This window comes from Polaromonas sp. (genome assembly GCF_016185115.1).
Classification (GTDB): domain Bacteria; phylum Pseudomonadota; class Gammaproteobacteria; order Burkholderiales; family Burkholderiaceae_C; genus Polaromonas.
Genome location: NZ_JACPOF010000020.1, coordinates 279,702 through 296,430 on the forward strand (window position 1 = coordinate 279,702; position 16,729 = coordinate 296,430).

Genomic DNA, 16,729 nt, shown 5'->3' on the forward strand with positions numbered 1-16,729 from the left:
AGGCCAATAGATACGTGCGTGAGCAGCTATTAAATCTATAGCAATTCACACCTCGCACCCTCTCCCACCTGTACGCCTATCGCCCCGCCATGGACAGGGCACGCTCGTAGTACGAAAGATCAAGGTACTTGCCGGGGTCGGGTGCCTTGCCGCCCCACTGCCCTTCGATCTCGGCACGCAGGGCCAGCACATTGCGGAAACCCTCCATGCTGAAGCGCGCATCGGTGGCCATACCAAAACCCGGCGTGTTCAGGGCGTCGTAGCTTTGCGCGGCAACGGCCGGCAGAAGCTTGAAGCGGTCTTCGAGCAGCTTGATCATCTCGGCGCGGTTGGCCGGGTTCATGGCGTAGCGCGTGCCTTCGATATAAGCGGCCATATAGCGCTCAAGCGCAGAAGCGTTGGCCGCCGCCCAGCTGCGCATTACGAATGAACCGCTGGCCTGGTAGGCGCCTGCCAGGTCGGTGGCGCGGCCCAGGCTTTTAATGCCGCGCTCACGAACCGTGAATGAAAAAGGCGGGTTCACCATGCTGGCGGCCAGATCGGGATTGGCCACCATGGCTGCCGAGCGCCCCTGGGTGCCGCCTGCCAGCTTGAGTGTGTAATCACGCCCGTCGATGAGACCGTTGTTCTTGAGGATTTTGCGGCCCACCAGCGCATAGGCGGTGTTGGGCGCATCGACGGCGAGCGACTTGCCGCGGATGTCGGCAAACGAATTGATGTCTGGCCGCACCATGAACTCGTTCATGCCGGAGTCGCCGCCCATCACGATGATCACGTCGTTCTTCGCCACCTCCACCATGGCGACGGCGTTGTCGACGGCTGCAATGGCAATCTCGAATTTGCCTGCGGGCAGGCCGGCGCGCTGGGAGTCGGAGTCCGGCGTGTTCTGGATTTCAATGGCCAGATTGCGTTTGGCAAAAAAGCCCTTGTTGATGGCAGCCAGCAGAGGCAGGTTGCTGGAGCCGGGAAAGACGTTGACCCTGAGCGTGACCGGCGGTGGTGGCGGCGAGATGCAGCCAGAAAGAACCAGGCCAGCGAGAACGGCCGTGGCCGTGAAAATCCGACGATGCATGCTTTGTCTCCTGCGTTGTAATCTTTAGCTATCTAAGCATTGTGGAGCGCGAGGCTGAGCGTCGCCATACTGGTTTACCACGCAGGGCGTTCCAATAAAAAAGGCCGCAACGCTTTGACGCTGCAGCCTTGATGCTGGCCGCTCTCAGCGGCCGCAAGCCTTGCCTATACGCTGCCCGGCGAGCCGTCAGTTATGGCACGGGCCGGTCCATCGCCATGGACGTTGGGGCCTTCTGAAGGCTGGACAAACCAGTACAGCAAGACGAACCAGCCAATGCCGGTGAGCAACAGCAACTGCCACCAGCCCGTACGGCCGATATCGTGAAGGCGACGGGCACCGACTGACAGAAGCGGGACAAGCAGCGCCAGGGACAGGATCATGTTCAATATGTCGCTGACAGACGCAGCGACACCCAGCAACACAAACGCAAACAGCTCAAACCACCAGAATTCCGGGCGCGATGCGCGGCCCGAGAAGTTGGCGTACTTGCTGAAACACGTGGAAATGGCCTGGCCGAAATTCATGTGACTCTCCTCCTCAGGATGTGTGCGGGGTGGATTCCCCACCGCATGATAAGCCGCGGGCACAAGGTGCCCGATCAGACGCTACCTGGCAGGCGACATGGCGGCAGTGGCCGTTCCGGCAGGGTGCAGCCTGACCGGGATTCCCATCCGCAAATCTTTTCAAGCGCTCAAGGGGCGGGAGCCCGCCTGTCGAACGGGTGATGGATTTGCAGGGGGAGCTGCGGGATATTGTGGAAGGCCGTCATGAAGCGGCCACCAGCTGGCCTTGTCCGCCACATAAGCATTGAAGGCCAGGTGCGCACTGACAGGTTCAGACAGCAAACCGGCACGAATGCGAACCACGCCAGGCACGGCTGCCCGCCTGCTGAAAACCGGCGAACCGCATGTCCGGCAAAAAGCGCGCACCTTGCCGGGTGAGGATTCATAAAGCTGCAACAAGTCTTCGCCCGACTGGAAGCTCAGGTTGGCAGTTGGAACAGGAATATTGGTGCCCACCGGGCCGCCTTGCGCGTGCCGGCACTGCGAACAGTGGCACACCTGGATTGGCGCCAGTTCACCTGCGATGGTGAAGCGAATGCCTTTGCAAAGGCATGAACCGTGATGTGTGCTGCTCATGGTTTTCTCCATCATGGCAAAAATGGCAACAGGGCGGACCCCATGCCCAAAAAGCAGAAGCTAGCGAAGGCGCTGCAGCAACCCGGCGGTGGAAGCATCAAGACCGCCCACGTCGCCGCTCTTGAGGCGCGGCTCTATGTCTTTGGCCAGCACCTTGCCAAGCTCCACGCCCCACTGGTCAAAGCTGTTGATGCCCCAGATGGCGCCGCTGACAAATACGCGGTGCTCCTGCAGGGCAAGTAGCGCACCGAGGCTGGCGGGGCTTAATTCATCGAGCAGTAAAAAGGTGCTGGGCCGATTCCCCGGGAAGTTCTTGTGGCCTCCCTCATCTGTTTTCCCGACCATCAGGGCTTGCGCCTGGGCCAGCACATTGGCGAGCAGCTTGTCGTGATGCCCCTTGAGGCCGGACATGGGTTTCCTGACGGCAATGAATTCAACCGGCACGACCGCCGTACCCTGGTGCAGCATCTGGAAGTAGGCATGCTGGCCATTGGTGCCGGGCTCGCCCCAGAGTACAGGGGAGGTGTCAAACGGCAGCGGCTGCCCCTGGGCATCCACCCGTTTGCCGTTGCTTTCCATTTCCAGCTGCTGCAGGTAGGCGGGCAGGCGGCGCAAGGCGCTGCTGTAAGGCGCAATGCTGCGGCTTGCGAAGCAATGAAAGTTGCGGTACCAGACATCCAGCAGGCCCAGACGTACCGGCAGGTTTTGCGCCAGTGGGGCTTCGCGGAAATGCTCGTCCATCGCATGCGCACCGGCCAGGAAATCCCTGAAGCCCTGGGCTCCAATCGCGATGGCAATCGGCAGGCCAATCGCCGACCAGAGCGAATACCGGCCACCAACCCAGTCCCAGAACCCCAAGGTGGTGGTGATGCCGAAATCTTTGGCGCCGCTGACATTGCTGGTCAAGGCAGCGAAGTGGCGGCTTACATCCTTGCCGCCGCCAGCTTCAAACCATGACTTCGCCGACTGCGCATTGGTCATGGTTTCGGCGGTGGTGAAGGTCTTGGACGCGATCAGGAACAGGGTGTTCTGCGGCCTGAGCCGGGCCAGCACCTCGGCCAGTTCTTCGCCATCGACGTTGGAGACAAAGTGAAAACGTTTGCCCCCGATGGCGTATTCGGCCAGCGCCAGCACGGCCATCTGCGGGCCGAGGTCAGAGCCGCCAATCCCGATGTTGACGATGTCGGTGATGGCAGCGTCAGCGCGCACTTCTTCTGCATACCCGAGCATGGCGTCCAGCGTGGCATGAACCTGCGCCAGGTCGCCGGACATGCCTGGCGCAGCAGGGCTGCGCAGCAGGAAGTGTTTGACCGCACGGTCTTCGGTGCTGTTGATGTGTGCGCCCGCAAACATGGCATCGCGGTGCTGCTCAAGCCCGCATTCACGCGCCAGTTCAAGCAACAGCTGTTCTGTGGCCTGGTCGATGCGGTTTTTGGAGAGGTCTGCAAACACATGCGGGGCCTGCTGGCTGAAGGCCTCAAAACGCTGCGCATCGGCCGCGAAAGCGTCACGCAAATCCAGGTTTTTGCCCGCCGATGCGTACAGTGCCTGCAGCCTGGGCCAGGCGGGGGTACGGTCGCAGCGTGCGCGTGAAATCAACCCCATGCTCAGGCGGCCAGCATCAGCTGTTCAAGCTTCACGGCATCGGCAGCGAAGGCGCGAATCCCCTCGGCGAGTTTTTCGGTGGCCATGGCGTCCTGGTTGAGGGCATAGCGAAAGCCGGCTTCATCGAAATTGGCGGCAGGGAGGTCCATGGCCTTGGCTGCGTCTGCATCCAGCGCTTTGGCCAGAGGCGCCTCTGAGGCCGCCAGTTGCGCCAGCAGCTCGGGGCTGATGGTGAGCAGGTCGCAACCGGCCAGCGCGGTGATTTGCCCGACGTTGCGAAAGCTCGCGCCCATGACCTCGGTGGCAATGCCGAAATGTTTGTAGTGGTTGAAAATCTCGCGCACCGATTTCACGCCGGGATCGTTGGCGCCAGACATTGCGGTTTCGTCCCAGGCTGCACCTGCGGATTTTTTATACCAGTCGTAAATGCGGCCGACGAAGGGCGAGATGAGCTGCACTTGCGCCTGACCGCAGGCGATGGCCTGGCAGAACGAAAACAGCAGGGTCAGGTTGGTGCGTATGCCGCGACGCTCCAGCTTTTCAGCAGCCTTGATGCCCTCCCAGGTGGCAGCGACCTTGATGAGCACGCGGTCGATGTGAATGCCTTCGGCCTGGTAGAGCTCGATGATACGTTCACCGCGTGTGTAGGTGGCATTGGCGTCAAAACTCAGGCGCGCATCAACTTCAGTCGACACGCGGCCAGGCACGATGGAAAGGATCTCGCAGCCAAACCGCACCAGCAACCTGTCCATGATTTCATCGAGTGCCCTGCCCCGGAAACGTCCTACGGTGTCTGCCAGCAAGGGCTGGTAGTCGGCTTTCTGCACCGCCTTGAGAATCAGCGATGGATTGGTCGTGGCGTCCTGCGGCAAGAACTGCCCGAGCTGCCTGAAGTCGCCGGTGTCGGCGACGACGGTGGTGAATGTCTTGAGAGCGTCGAGTTGATTCATGGCGAAGAGTGTAGGGGGTGCCGGTCATGCCTGATGTCAGCAGAGTGCGTGTGTGAGTTACCATTATGCCGAGCAATCATGAAACTTTATTACAAGATGCCTCCCACGACCGTGCTTGCCTGGGGCGGCCCTGCGCTGGGCACATCATGACCCCCACGCTTTTCATGTCATCGAAAGTCTGAAGCATGAGTTTTGACCTGATTCTTTTTGGCGGTACGGGCGACCTGGTCTGGCGCAAGCTGATGCCTGCGCTGTTCCAGGCATTCCGCCACGGGTCTTTGCCCAAAGATGGCCGCATTGTTGGCGTCGCACGCGATGACCTGTCTGACGGGCAGTACCGGGCGCTGATCAAGTCGCGTTTTGATGCTGTCGAGCTGGCCAAACGCCCCAGCGAGGAAGAGTTCTCAAGATTTGCCGACCTGTTGTTTTACCTGCGCATGGACCTGTCAAACGCAGGCGATTACGCCAGGCTGGGCGCCAAACTGAAGGAACACAATGCGGATACGGTCGTGATGTACCTCGCGACCGCCCCTGCCCTGTTTACCGTGTTTTGCGAGCAGATTGCCGCCGCCGGCCTGGCCAGCCCGCAGATGCGTGTGGTGCTGGAAAAGCCGCTGGGCCACGACCTGCAGTCCAACCGCGCCATCAATGAAAGCGTGCGCAAGGTGTTCAGCGAGCGGCAGATCTTCCGCATCGACCATTACCTGGGCAAACCTTCGGTGCAAAACCTGTTTGCGCTTCGCTTTGGCAACGCCCTGTTTGAGCCGCTGTGGCGGCGCGAGACGATTGCAAATATCCAGATCACGATTGCAGAAGAACTGGGTATTGAAAAACGTGGCGCCTTTTACGACAGCACAGGTGCCTTGCGTGACATGGTGCAGAACCACGCGCTGCAACTGCTGTGCGCCATCGGCATGGAGCCGCCCATCAACGCGCACGCCGACGCGATTCGCGACGAGAAACTCAAGGTTCTGCGATCACTGAAAGCCTGGACGCCCGAGACTCTGCGCCAGCACGTGATTCGCGGCCAGTACTCCGCCGGCAACGTCGATGGAGCGCCCGCTGCGGCATACCGCCAGGAGGCCGGTGTGGACGCCGCCAGCAAGACCGAAACCTTTGTCGCCCTGCGCACGGAAATCGCCAACTGGCGCTGGGCCGGCGTGCCCTTTTACATACGCACCGGCAAGCGGCTGGCGGACAGGGCGGCGTACATCGAAGTGAACTTCAGGCCGGCGCCGCACGCCATCTTCAAGTCGCCCCTGGGTGCGGCCAACCGGCTGGTGATCCATCTTCAGCCCAAGGACGGGCTGGAACTCCATTTACTGGCGCAGGGCCAGGACAACCGGCGCACATCGCAAACGCTGTCGCCGGTACAGCTGGACCTCGACTTTGACAAACGCTTTGGCTCGGAACGCGTGGGGGCTTATGAACGCCTGCTGCTTGACGTCATCGACGGCAGGCTGAACCTGTTTGTACGCAGCGACGAACAGGAAGAAGCCTGGCGCTGGGTCGAGCCCATCATGGACAGCTGGAAGAACGATGCAGAAGGCCCGCGCCAGTATGCGGCGGGTACCTGGGGGCCGAGTGCGTCCAGTGCAATGATCGCCCGGGATGGCTTCTGCTGGACTGAAGAGTGTTAGCCCCCACGCTTGTCGCTTCGCGTACTGCGCTGCCCCCCGAGGGGGCCGCCCGCCTGTGGCCCGGCAAAGCCGGTTCCACGGCTCGGACTTGCATTGCGGGAACAGCATTGCCGGGGAACGGAGACCACACCCATGCTTGACCGTATCAAGGCTTCTTTGCCGTCGCTGGCACCAGCAGAACAACGCGTCGCCCGCCTGGTGCTGGCCGACCCGCGCGCCTTTGCCAACCTGCCGATCACGGAGCTGGCAGCGCGCTCGCATGTCAGCAAACCCACCATCGTGCGCTTTTGCCGCAGCATTGGCTACGATGGCCTGAGCGATTTCAAGCTCAAGCTGGCGGGCAGCGTGAGTGAGGGCGTACCTTTCATTCACCGCAGCGTGGATGTGGACGACAAGACCAGCGACGTGGTGGTCAAGGTCATCGACAACACGGTGGCGGCATTTCTCAAATACCGCAACGATGCCTCTTCGGTCGCCATACAGAAGGCCACCGATGCGCTTGAGGAAACCTACAAGGCGGGCAAACGCATTGAATTTTTCGGCGTGGGCAACTCGGGCATCGTCGCGCAGGACGCGCAGCACAAGTTCTTCCGGCTGGGCGTGACCAGCATTGCCTACAGCGATGGCCACATGCAGGTGATGAGCGCCTCATTGCTGGGCCCGGGCGATTGTGTGGTGGTGATCTCGAATTCGGGCCGGACGCGCGACCTGATGGATGCCTGTGATATTGCACGTAAAAATGGTGCGACCACCATCGTGATTACGGCCACCGGCTCACCGCTGGCTGCCGCCGGCAACATACACCTGGCTGCTGATCACCCCGAAGGTTATGACCGCTACAGCCCCATGGTGTCGCGGCTGATGCACCTGATGGTGATTGATATTCTGGCGACCTGCCTTGCGCTGCGCATTGGCGGCAAGCTGCAGCCACTGCTCAAGGAAATGAAGAACAACCTGCGCAACAAACGCTATACGTAAGCCATAAAACCGCAAAAGCGGCCGGGGCAGGGTTCAGGGCCTGGCGGCCGTTATGGTGAGCGGGCCATACCAGGCCTGCGTGTTGCTCTGGGTGTTGTCGCTGTCGGTCATCACACTGACGCTCATGAGCGCACCGGGGGCCTCGCCAAATGCCTTTTCAAAATCTGCACGGATGCTGCGCTCATAGTCCACCCAGCTGTTGAGCTTGCCGTCACCGGACTCAACCACCAGCTTGCGGATTCGGTCGGTGCGCGGATTGATGATCACACTGCCCGCCGGGCGCTTCTTGCTCCAGACGTACATCAATGTTGCATAGGGCAGCTCTTCGCCGGTCAGCAGGCGCGCCAGCTCGGAGAGCATGGCATTTTTGGGCGAGAACCTGCTTCTGTCGCCATCAAAAGCCAGCACGATACGAACCGAGCAATCGTCGGTTTCCTTGACGGACATGTCGGCCTGCGCCATGAGGGCAGGCACCTTCCAGGAAAACCTGAGCCGGCCGATATCAGCGGGCGGGATGTGCACGACTTTTCGCACCAGGCTGGCCGACGACTTTGCGCTCGCCACCAGGGCCTCACGCCCGTCCTCGCGCGCATAGCGGAACTGCGTGGCTTGCTTGCCGGGAAATTTGAAGTGCTGCCAGACCTCGCCGGACGCCTGGAGCGGCATGGATGCCTTCGCCCACGGGTTGTTTCCCAGAGCCTCCTGATTCACATCAGAACGTGATGCGTCGGCTGGAATGGATGAACATGCCACCAGCTGGAAAACAATCCAGATGGACATGATCTTGCCTAAAAACTTCATGGTCAGAGAATAAGGGATGTCACACGCAAGAGCTTGAGGGCAAACACGTATCGAATGTTAATAACGCGTCTGCATAAAAAAACCCCGCTGCAAGCAGCGGGGTTTTTTATTTTCAGATTCAAAAGCTGGACTAGCCAGCCCGTGAATTAGAAGGAGTGCTGAACACCCACAACGGTCTTGCTGTCTTTGTAGATAGCAGCGTTGGCGACGGTAGCAGCGTTGTCAAACGTGTTGCCGTACATGACGTAGGCAGTGGTACGCTTGCTCAGGCTGTAACGTGCACCGATCTGTGCTTGACGGATGTCGGTAGTACGTGCAGCAGCGCCGTCAGCCTGGATGTATGCACGGCCGAAAGTGATGTAAGGAACGATCGCGCCGAACGGAGCCGACAGACCCAGCTGGTATGCACGGAAGCTGGAGGTCGAACCTGCTGCGGTACCAGCTGGCACGCCGGTGATACCACCGTCACGACCCGTGTTGTAGGTACCAGCGAGCTTGACCACGCCGAAGTCGTAGCTTGCGCCCAACTGGGTGAGGTTACCTGTACGGCCGGTGCCGAAACCAGCAGCAGCTGGGTTGTTGGTCAGACGGTTGCTGGTGTATGCCAGAGCGGCAGACAGAGGACCGTTTGCGTACTGAGCCATCAGGCTGTAGCGGCGAGCAGACGTTTCAGCAGCCACGCCAGCAGCGGTGGTGGACTGATTGGTTTCTGGACCAGCTTGGCCAGCGCCGTACTGGGCACGGATGGTAAAGCCACCCATGTTAGGGCTGATGTAAGTCAGGCCATTGGCACGGGTGCCGCCAGCGTAGGTGTTGCCGAACAGGTGAGCGGAGTATGCACCGGGAACGCCTTCAGAACCGATGTTGTAGCCGGACAGGGTGCCCAGTTCATACAGGTTGGTGTACTGATAGCCGATGTTGAACGTGCCGAAACCACCCGAGAGACCCAAGTAGGTTTGACGGTTCGTGGAAGAAGACAGTGCGGTTGAAGCTGGGATAGCTGCGGTGTTGACGACTGCGAAACCGCCGCCGTAAGCCGTAGCAGCAGCGCCAACTGGGGCGGTACCGATTTGCTGGCCAGCAGTTGCTGCGCGAGCGCCGAACAGCGAGCCACCGTTGCCGGTTGGGGTGATGCCTTGCTCAACCACGAAGTTGGCTTTCAGGCCGCCACCGAGGTCTTCCGTACCACGGAAACCGATACGGTTACCAGCATTGGCACCGTCCATCACGCCAGACGAACGCTGCGTTGGGGTACCGGTAGCGGTAGCACGGCCTTCAGCGCGCTGTGCGCCGTAGCCGATGTCAACAACACCGTACAGGGTCACGGAGGACTGGGCAGATGCTGCGCTGACAGCTGCGAGTGCAGCCAGGGCAATCAGGGATTTTTTCATTGAGAGTTTCTCCAAGGTTAAACATAGGGCTCCAGGATTTTGGATCCCCGGGCCAACCTCCGTTTAGGAAGTTGTATGTATTGCACCAGACCCCGCAGGCTATGGCAAAGGAATTGGGCCGGATTTATCGAGAAAAAAGCTTTTCCGTTGCACCCATGCAACAAACCCAAACCACCCGTGGGAGCCGCACAACACCCGCCCCCGTCCCCGAGGGATGCCGGGGAAGACCAATTGCCATAAACTTCTCCCACCTACCCCCAAAAGACGTCCCCCTGCATGGATTCCCTGATCAACGCCGCCGATGGCGCACTTCGTACCCTGTTCGCCAGGCCACGGGCCGGCCGACCCTGCCCAACCGTGGCTGGTGACATCACGGAACTGACAGGCCCGGAAAAAAAGCTTGCCGGTGCACTCATGCGGGTGAATCACGTCGGCGAGGTCTGCGCACAGGCCCTTTACGCCGCGCAGGCCATCAGTACGCAGGATCCGGCCCTTAAACAGCAGTTTCTGGCCGCCAGCGAGGAGGAAACAGACCATCTGGCCTGGACACGCCAGCGGCTGGATGAGCTGGGAGCACGGCCCTCACTGCTGAACCCATTGTGGTACGCCGGGGCATTCGGCCTCGGGCTGGTTGCCGGCCGGCTGGGCGACCGGCTCAGCCTCGGTTTTGTTGTCGAAACCGAGCGGCAGGTGGAAGCACACCTGGCGGGCCACCTTGAGAAACTGCCTCCCGCTGACCATGAGTCGCGCGCCATCGTGGCGCAGATGAAAGACGATGAGGCCCGCCACGCGCAGGAAGCCTCCAGTGCAGGGGCGCTTGAGCTGCCGCCGCCGGTCAGGGCGCTGATGAGTGCGGCCGCAAAGGTGATGACCACCACGGCGCACTACATCTGATCGCAGCCGGGCCCAATCTGCCCCCTGGCTGACTCCAGGCCGGCGGCAAGGAAGCAGGTTCAGGCTTCCTGAATCTCGAAACTGGTGGTGATGTCTGCCGTTTTGCCCAGCATGATGGTGGCGGAGCAGTATTTGTCGTGGCTCATGGCAATCGCCCGCTCGACCGCACTGGCAGCCAGCGCCTTGCCAGTAACCAGAAAATGCATGTGGATTTTTGTGAACACCTTGGGGTCGACCGTGGCGCGTTCGGACGTCAGCTTGACAGAACAGCCACGCACATCGTGCCGGCCGCGCTTGAGGATCAACACCACGTCGTAAGCCGTACAGCCGCCTGTGCCCGCAAGCACAGTCTCCATGGGGCGCGGGGCGAGATTGGCGCCGCCATTTTCAGGTTTGGCCTCATCCGGCGCGCCATCCATCACCAGGGTGTGCCCGCTGCCTGTTTCAGCCAGGAAAGTCATGCCTGAGCGCGACCCGGTCGTAGCGCTGGGACCGGTCCAGCTCACTGTGCATTCCATATCCATCTTTCCTTATGCAAAAAATTTATAGTCAATCACATCTAAAAACTGCACAAGTGTGTAATTTTCACTACAAAGGCAATTGTGCAGCGCAACATCACTCGATATACTTCAAATCATCGCATCAATATCAAGCAGATATTTTTGCACTGGTTGTCTCCTCCACCTCCTCTAAGGTGGATTTACAGGCCCAGACCTCACGGTCTGGGCCTTTTTTCTTGCCCGCGCCGTTCCACAGGGCGCCAAGACAGCGCCCGATATGATGTGAGGCTGCGAGAAAACAATGCCAACACACACCAGCACAGCCGCCAAAACACCTGCGAAAACCCGCCCTGCACCCGCACGCAAGCCCGGTATCAATGCAGGCAACAAGAACCTCCAGCCCGCCGACTACCTGAAAAAGATTCTGACGGCCCGGGTCTATGACGTGGCGGTTGAATCTGCACTCGAAAAAGCCAAAAACCTCAGCGCCCGGCTGAAAAACACGGTTCTGCTCAAGCGCGAAGACCAGCAACCCGTCTTCAGCTTCAAGCTGCGCGGCGCCTACAACAAGATGGCCCATCTGAGCGCTGCCCAGCTCAAAAAAGGCGTGATCTGCGCCTCGGCAGGCAACCACGCACAGGGTGTGGCCATGAGCGCGCAAAAGCTGGGAACACGCGCCGTCGTGGTCATGCCAACGACGACCCCGCAACTCAAGATTGACGCGGTCAAAAGCTGGGGCGCGGAAGTGGTGCTGCATGGCGACAGCTATTCGGACGCCTACAGCCACTCCCTGCTGCTGGAGAAAAAGCGCGGCCTGACCTTTGTGCACCCGTTTGACGACCCCGATGTCATCGCCGGGCAGGGCACGATTGCGATGGAGATCCTCATGCAGTTGCAAAGCCTGGGCTCCAGCCGCCTCGACGCCGTGTTTGTGGCCATTGGCGGCGGCGGGCTGGTCTCAGGCGTGGCCAACTACATCAAGGCCGTGCGGCCCGAGATCAAGGTCATAGGCGTGCAGATGAACGACTCCGATGCCATGATGCAATCGGTCAGCGCCAGCAAGCGGGTGACGCTGAACGACGTGGGCCTGTTCTCGGACGGCACGGCCGTCAAGTTGGTAGGCGAGGAAACCTACCGAATCAGCCGCGAGCTGGTCGATGAATTCATCAGCGTGGATACGGACGCCGTTTGCGCCGCCATCAAGGATGTGTTTGTCGATACGCGCAGCATCGTCGAACCCGCCGGCGCACTGGCGGTGGCGGCCATCAAGAAATACGTGGCTGACAACAAGAAGCAGGGCGAGACCTACGCCGCCATCCTGTGCGGCGCCAACATGAATTTTGATCGCCTGCGTTTTGTCGCAGAGCGCGCCGAAGTCGGCGAAGAACGCGAAGCACTGTTTGCAGTGACCATCCCCGAAGAGCGCGGCAGCTTCAGGCGCTTTTGTGAAGTCATCGGCGAACTGCCCGGCGGGCCCCGTTCCGTGACGGAATTCAACTACCGCATCAGCGATGACGCCAGGGCGCATGTATTTGTGGGCCTGACGACGTCAGCCAAAGGCGAGAGCACCAAAATCGCGGCCAACTTCACGCGCCACGGCTTCAAGGCCCTCGATTTGACGCACGACGAGCTGGCAAAGGAACACATCCGCCACATGGTCGGCGGGCACAGCGCCCTGTCGAAAGACGAGCGCCTGCTGCGTTTTGTCTTTCCCGAGCGTCCGGGCGCACTGATGAAGTTCCTCTCCAGCATGCAGCCCAACTGGAACATCTCACTTTTTCATTACCGCAACCAGGGCGCTGACTACGGCCGCATCCTGGTGGGGCTGCAGGTACCCAAGGCTGACAACAAGGCCTTCAAGACCTTTCTCGACACCATGGGCTATCCCCATGTCGAGGAAACCGGCAACCCGGTCTACCGCCTGTTCCTGCAAAGCTGAAACCACCGGCCATGACTGCCCCAGGCACACCCCAGGATGCAGGTCTGCAAGACACATCAACATGCCCGCGATGCGGTGCCGGCCTGCGCTGCGGCATGGTCGCCGGGGACAGCAAGTGCTGGTGCTTTGCGATGCCGCATGTCATCCCCGTGCCGCAGGCTTCCGGCAACGATGTCACCTTGCAGGCCGGTTGCCTCTGTCCCGCATGCCTGCAAAAACTGATTGAAGAAAAAGCATGACTTTCGCGCTCCCGGCCATAGAGCCCATCACGGACGTCAGGCTTGAAGCCAAGCTGCGCCACAAGATCGACCACAAGACAAAACCCGTGGGATCGCTGGGCCAGCTCGAAGACATCGCACTGCAACTGGGCCTGATACAGCGCAGCGACGTGGTCAGCTTCAAGGACCCGCAGATGCTGGTGTTCGCCGGCGACCACGGCATTGCTGCTGATGGTGTGTCGGCTTTTCCGCAAGAGGTCACCGTGCAGATGGTCGGCAACATGCTGGCCGGCGGCGCGGCAATCAATGTGCTGGCCAGGCAGCACGGCTTTCATCTACAGGTCGTTGATGCCGGTGTTGCTGCCAACTTTGACGACCACCCGCACCTTATCAAAAAGAAGGTTGCCCACGGCACAAAAAACTGCACCAAAGCTGCAGCCATGTCCGGGGACGAGCTCCACACCGCCCTGCAGGCTGGTGCGGACATTGTCAAATCCCTGCCCGGCAACATCATTGCTTTTGGCGAAATGGGCATCGCAAACACATCCTCGGCCGCCTTGCTGCTGCACCGCCTGACCAACATTACGCTTAAAGACGCCACCGGCCGCGGCACCGGCCTGACCGACCCGCAGTTGCTGCACAAACGCAAGGTCCTGATGCTTGCCGTGTTGCGACACCCTGATGCCGTGGACCCGCTGCAGGTCATGGCGGCCATGGGAGGTTTTGAGATCGCCATGATGACGGGCGCCATGCTGCAGGCCGCCAGCCAGCGCCGCGTCATCCTGGTCGACGGTTTTATCGCCGGCGCCGCCGCCCTGGTTGCCCAGGGGCTGTCCCCGCAAGTGCTTCACTACATGGTGTTTTGCCACCGCTCTGCAGAGCGCGGCCACCGCCTGCTGCTGGAACATTTGAAGGCCAGGCCGCTGCTGGACCTTGACATGCGACTGGGCGAAGGTACGGGCGCGCTGCTGGCCTGGCCGCTGGTGCAATCGGCTGCCCGTCTGATGAACGAGATGGCCAGTTTTGCGTCGGCAGGCGTGAGCAACAAGGACGGCTAGCGCAACCATGAAAGCGATCAGCCAGTTTGTGCGCGAGTACCTGCTCGCACTGCAGTTCTTCACCCGCATTCCCGTCACCGGCCGGCTCGCGGAATGGGTGGGCTACAGCCCCGACATGCTGCGCGCCAGTGCGGCGCACTTTCCCGGCATAGGCGTTCTTGTCGGCGTCATCGCTGCCGCGGCATTCGCCTTTTTCCAGATGCTGCTGCCCGACAGCACTTTTTCGCCGCTGGTGGCCGCCGTTTTATCAACTGTGGTGACAGTGCTCGTCACAGGCGGCTTTCATGAAGACGGCATTGCCGACGTGGCCGACGGGCTTGGCGGCAGCCCCAACCGTGACCGCGCCCTTGAGATCATGAAAGACTCACGCATAGGCGCATTCGGCGCGATGGCACTGGTGCTGACCCTGCTGGCCAAGGTCGCGCTGCTCGCTATCCTCGGTTCGATTGAAGGCGCGCCCACCAACTGGGAAGAAGCACCATTTGACGCCTGGTACATCTGTTCGGCTTTACTGGCTGGCCACGTTGTTTCACGCGGCCTGCCGCTGCTACTGATTTACCTGCTGCCGCATGTGGGCGATACGGCTCTCTCCAAATCAAAACCCCTGGCAGACCAGATCAGTCCGGCCAGCCTTGTGCTGGCATCGGCCTGGTGCCTGGCGGTGTTGCTGGCGGTGTTCAGCGTGATGGATGCCATCAACCTGCTGGTGGCCTGCAGCTTTGCGGCGCTGGCCATGCTCTGGATGGCCCGCATGTTCAAACGCCGGCTGCAGGGGTTCACGGGCGACTGCCTGGGTGCGACCCAGCAGGTCTGCGAAATTGCCTTTTATTTCGGGCTGGCCATCAGTCTCTAATATGAGCCCCCACGTTCGCTCACTTCGTGTAGCTCTCTGCCCCCTCAAGGGGCTAGTTTTCCTTGAGGCGGCCCGGCGGAAAATTGCATGGCCAGGCCTTGCATTCCAGCCATGACTCTCTGGCTCGTCCGACATGCCCAGCCGCTGATTGACAACGGCATTTGCTACGGACAGCTCGACATGCAGGCCGATGCCCAGGCCACACAGGACGCCGCAGCCGCCCTGTCCAGAATTCTCCCGGGAAACATCCTTGCCGCAAGCTCGCCGCTGCAAAGATGTCGCCAGCTTGCCGACGCCCTGACGAATGCCAGGCCTGACCTTGCATTCACGAGCGACTCCCGCCTGCAGGAAATGCACTTTGGCAACTGGGAAAATCGCGCCTGGAGCAGTGTTCCCAAATCGGAAATGGACGACTGGGCGGCAGATTTTGGCAACTACAACGCCGGACAGAATGGCGAAAGCGTCTCAATGTTCATGAGCCGTGTCGCCTCGGCATTCGATGCCATGCCCCGCCACACCGATGTTTTGTGGGTCACTCATGCAGGTGTAATTCGGGCAGCGCAATTGCTGACTCAAGGCGTACGCGAGGTAAACAAGGCAGACCAGTGGCCTTCAGATGCACCTTCCTATGGACAATGGTGCACACTCGAAATCAAATGACTCACCCCCGTTGCTAAGGTAACCACATGGCAGCAAATCTGGATGGTCAACTCGTCGTCGCAATCTCCTCGCGCGCGCTGTTTGACTTTGAAGAAGAAAACCGCATCTTTGAAAGCGGCCTGGCGGCACCACCCGTACCGGGCGCGAAAAAAGATGCGGCCTACATGAAGCTGCAGCTTGACCGGCTGGATGTCCCCGCCAAACCCGGCGTGGCCTTCTCGCTGGTCAAAAAACTGCTGGCTTTCAATGAAGTCCCCGAGCAGCAGGGTGAGCCGGCGGCAGCGAGCCCGCCGCAACAGCGCGTTGAAGTGGTCATCCTGTCGCGCAATGACCCGGTCTCGGGCATGCGTGTCTTTCGCTCGGCGCAGCACTACGGCCTCAACATACAGCGCGGCACCTTCAACCGGGGCGAAGCGCCCTGGCGCTACCTCAAACCCCTGCATGCCAACCTGTTTTTGTCTGCCCATTTGAGCGACGTTCGCGATGCGCTGGCTGCCGGTGTGCCTGCCGCGCAGGTCTACCCCCATTCCGCACGCGCCAGTGATGCACACCCGAACGAAGTGCGCATTGCTTTTGACGGTGATGCGGTGCTGTTCTCCGACGAGGCGGAGCGCGTGTTCCAGACCGGCGGCCTTAACGCCTTCCAGCAGCATGAGCGCGACAAGGCTTCGCAGCCCCTGCTGGCCGGGCCATTCAAGCCGCTGCTCGAAGCACTGCACCGCCTGCAGCAGGCCGGCACATCGCACATGCGCATTCGCACCGCGCTGGTCACCGCCCGCAGCGCCCCCGCACATGAGCGCGCCATCCGCACGCTGATGGACTGGAACATCGAAGTCGATGAAGCCATGTTCCTGGGCGGACTGGCCAAGGGAGAATTTTTGCGCGAATTCGAACCCGATTTCTTCTTTGACGACCAGACCGGCCACGTCAATGCCGCGGCCGAACACGTGCCTGCCGGCCATGTAGCCAGCGGCGTTTCAAACCAGCTTTACTGAGGCCTGTTCAAGCCTTCACACACCCTCAAGATCGGA

Annotated in this window: 17 protein-coding genes; 9 read left to right on the top strand and 8 right to left on the bottom strand. The window is 60.6% G+C overall.

The features are described from left to right. Positions 1-76: 76 nt before the first annotated feature. The 5 genes from HYX42_RS14310 to tal form a co-directional block, all read right to left on the bottom strand. Positions 77-1,072, bottom strand: a complete 996-nt coding sequence (locus HYX42_RS14310) for an ABC transporter substrate-binding protein (protein ID WP_293404128.1) — start codon at positions 1,070-1,072, stop codon at positions 77-79. Positions 1,073-1,236: 164 nt separating this feature from the next. Next, complete coding sequence (locus HYX42_RS14315; protein ID WP_293404130.1) at positions 1,237-1,596, bottom strand: DUF805 domain-containing protein; 360 nt, start codon at positions 1,594-1,596, stop codon at positions 1,237-1,239. Positions 1,597-1,755: 159 nt separating this feature from the next. Further along, positions 1,756-2,211: a GFA family protein gene (locus HYX42_RS14320; protein WP_293404132.1), complete on the bottom strand. Its 456-nt coding sequence runs from the start codon at positions 2,209-2,211 to the stop codon at positions 1,756-1,758. Between the two features lie 60 nt (positions 2,212-2,271). Then, a complete protein-coding gene (gene pgi, locus HYX42_RS14325; protein WP_293404134.1) occupies positions 2,272-3,816 on the bottom strand; it encodes a glucose-6-phosphate isomerase in 1,545 nt (514 codons plus the stop codon). A gap of 2 nt (positions 3,817-3,818) precedes the next feature. Beyond that, positions 3,819-4,766, bottom strand: a complete 948-nt coding sequence (gene tal / locus HYX42_RS14330) for a transaldolase (protein ID WP_293404136.1) — start codon at positions 4,764-4,766, stop codon at positions 3,819-3,821. Positions 4,767-4,951: 185 nt separating this feature from the next. On the opposite strand from tal, the gene zwf reads away from it, so the two are divergent. Both zwf and HYX42_RS14340 read left to right on the top strand, forming a co-directional pair. Further along, on the top strand, positions 4,952-6,406 hold the full coding sequence (gene zwf / locus HYX42_RS14335) for a glucose-6-phosphate dehydrogenase (protein WP_293404138.1): 1,455 nt from the start codon (positions 4,952-4,954) through the stop codon (positions 6,404-6,406). 132 nt (positions 6,407-6,538) lie between these two features. After that, on the top strand, positions 6,539-7,384 hold the full coding sequence (locus HYX42_RS14340) for an SIS domain-containing protein (RefSeq protein WP_293404140.1): 846 nt from the start codon (positions 6,539-6,541) through the stop codon (positions 7,382-7,384). Positions 7,385-7,417: 33 nt separating this feature from the next. On the opposite strand, the gene HYX42_RS14345 is transcribed toward HYX42_RS14340, so the two are convergent. Both HYX42_RS14345 and HYX42_RS14350 read right to left on the bottom strand, forming a co-directional pair. Then, entirely contained in the window at positions 7,418-8,185 is a 768-nt protein-coding gene (locus HYX42_RS14345) for a DUF3047 domain-containing protein (RefSeq protein WP_293404142.1), read from the bottom strand. Positions 8,186-8,331: 146 nt separating this feature from the next. Next, complete coding sequence (locus HYX42_RS14350; RefSeq protein WP_293404144.1) at positions 8,332-9,576, bottom strand: porin; 1,245 nt, start codon at positions 9,574-9,576, stop codon at positions 8,332-8,334. Positions 9,577-9,852: 276 nt separating this feature from the next. On the opposite strand from HYX42_RS14350, the gene coq7 reads away from it, so the two are divergent. Further along, positions 9,853-10,470, top strand: a complete 618-nt coding sequence (gene coq7, locus HYX42_RS14355; RefSeq protein WP_293404146.1) for a 2-polyprenyl-3-methyl-6-methoxy-1,4-benzoquinone monooxygenase — start codon at positions 9,853-9,855, stop codon at positions 10,468-10,470. A gap of 59 nt (positions 10,471-10,529) precedes the next feature. Here the strand turns inward: coq7 and HYX42_RS14360 are convergent, their stop codons facing one another. Then, positions 10,530-10,988 (bottom strand): OsmC family protein, encoded by a 459-nt coding sequence (locus tag HYX42_RS14360; protein WP_293404148.1) that lies wholly within the window; start codon positions 10,986-10,988, stop codon positions 10,530-10,532. A gap of 283 nt (positions 10,989-11,271) precedes the next feature. Between HYX42_RS14360 and ilvA the strand changes: the two genes are divergently transcribed. The 6 genes from ilvA (at position 11,272) to HYX42_RS14390 (ending at position 16,693) form a co-directional block, all read left to right on the top strand. Further along, positions 11,272-12,909 carry a threonine ammonia-lyase, biosynthetic gene (gene ilvA / locus HYX42_RS14365; protein WP_293404150.1) on the top strand — a complete coding sequence of 546 codons (1,638 nt, stop codon included), beginning with the start codon at positions 11,272-11,274 and terminating at the stop codon, positions 12,907-12,909. Positions 12,910-12,920: 11 nt separating this feature from the next. Then, positions 12,921-13,148, top strand: coding sequence for a cysteine-rich CWC family protein (locus tag HYX42_RS14370; protein WP_293404152.1), 228 nt, complete (start codon positions 12,921-12,923; stop codon positions 13,146-13,148). After that, on the top strand, positions 13,145-14,185 hold the full coding sequence (gene cobT / locus HYX42_RS14375) for a nicotinate-nucleotide--dimethylbenzimidazole phosphoribosyltransferase (RefSeq protein ID WP_293404154.1): 1,041 nt from the start codon (positions 13,145-13,147) through the stop codon (positions 14,183-14,185). Before HYX42_RS14370 ends, cobT begins: the two co-directional genes overlap by 4 nt. Positions 14,186-14,192: 7 nt before the next feature. After that, the gene (locus HYX42_RS14380) at positions 14,193-15,038 is read left to right on the top strand and encodes an adenosylcobinamide-GDP ribazoletransferase (RefSeq protein WP_293404156.1); all 846 of its coding nucleotides are present in this window, start codon (positions 14,193-14,195) and stop codon (positions 15,036-15,038) included. A gap of 111 nt (positions 15,039-15,149) precedes the next feature. After that, complete coding sequence (locus HYX42_RS14385) at positions 15,150-15,698, top strand: histidine phosphatase family protein (protein ID WP_293404158.1); 549 nt, start codon at positions 15,150-15,152, stop codon at positions 15,696-15,698. Between the two features lie 26 nt (positions 15,699-15,724). Continuing rightward, entirely contained in the window at positions 15,725-16,693 is a 969-nt protein-coding gene (locus tag HYX42_RS14390) for a 5'-nucleotidase (protein WP_293404160.1), read from the top strand. The last annotated feature ends 36 nt before the right edge of the window (positions 16,694-16,729 follow it).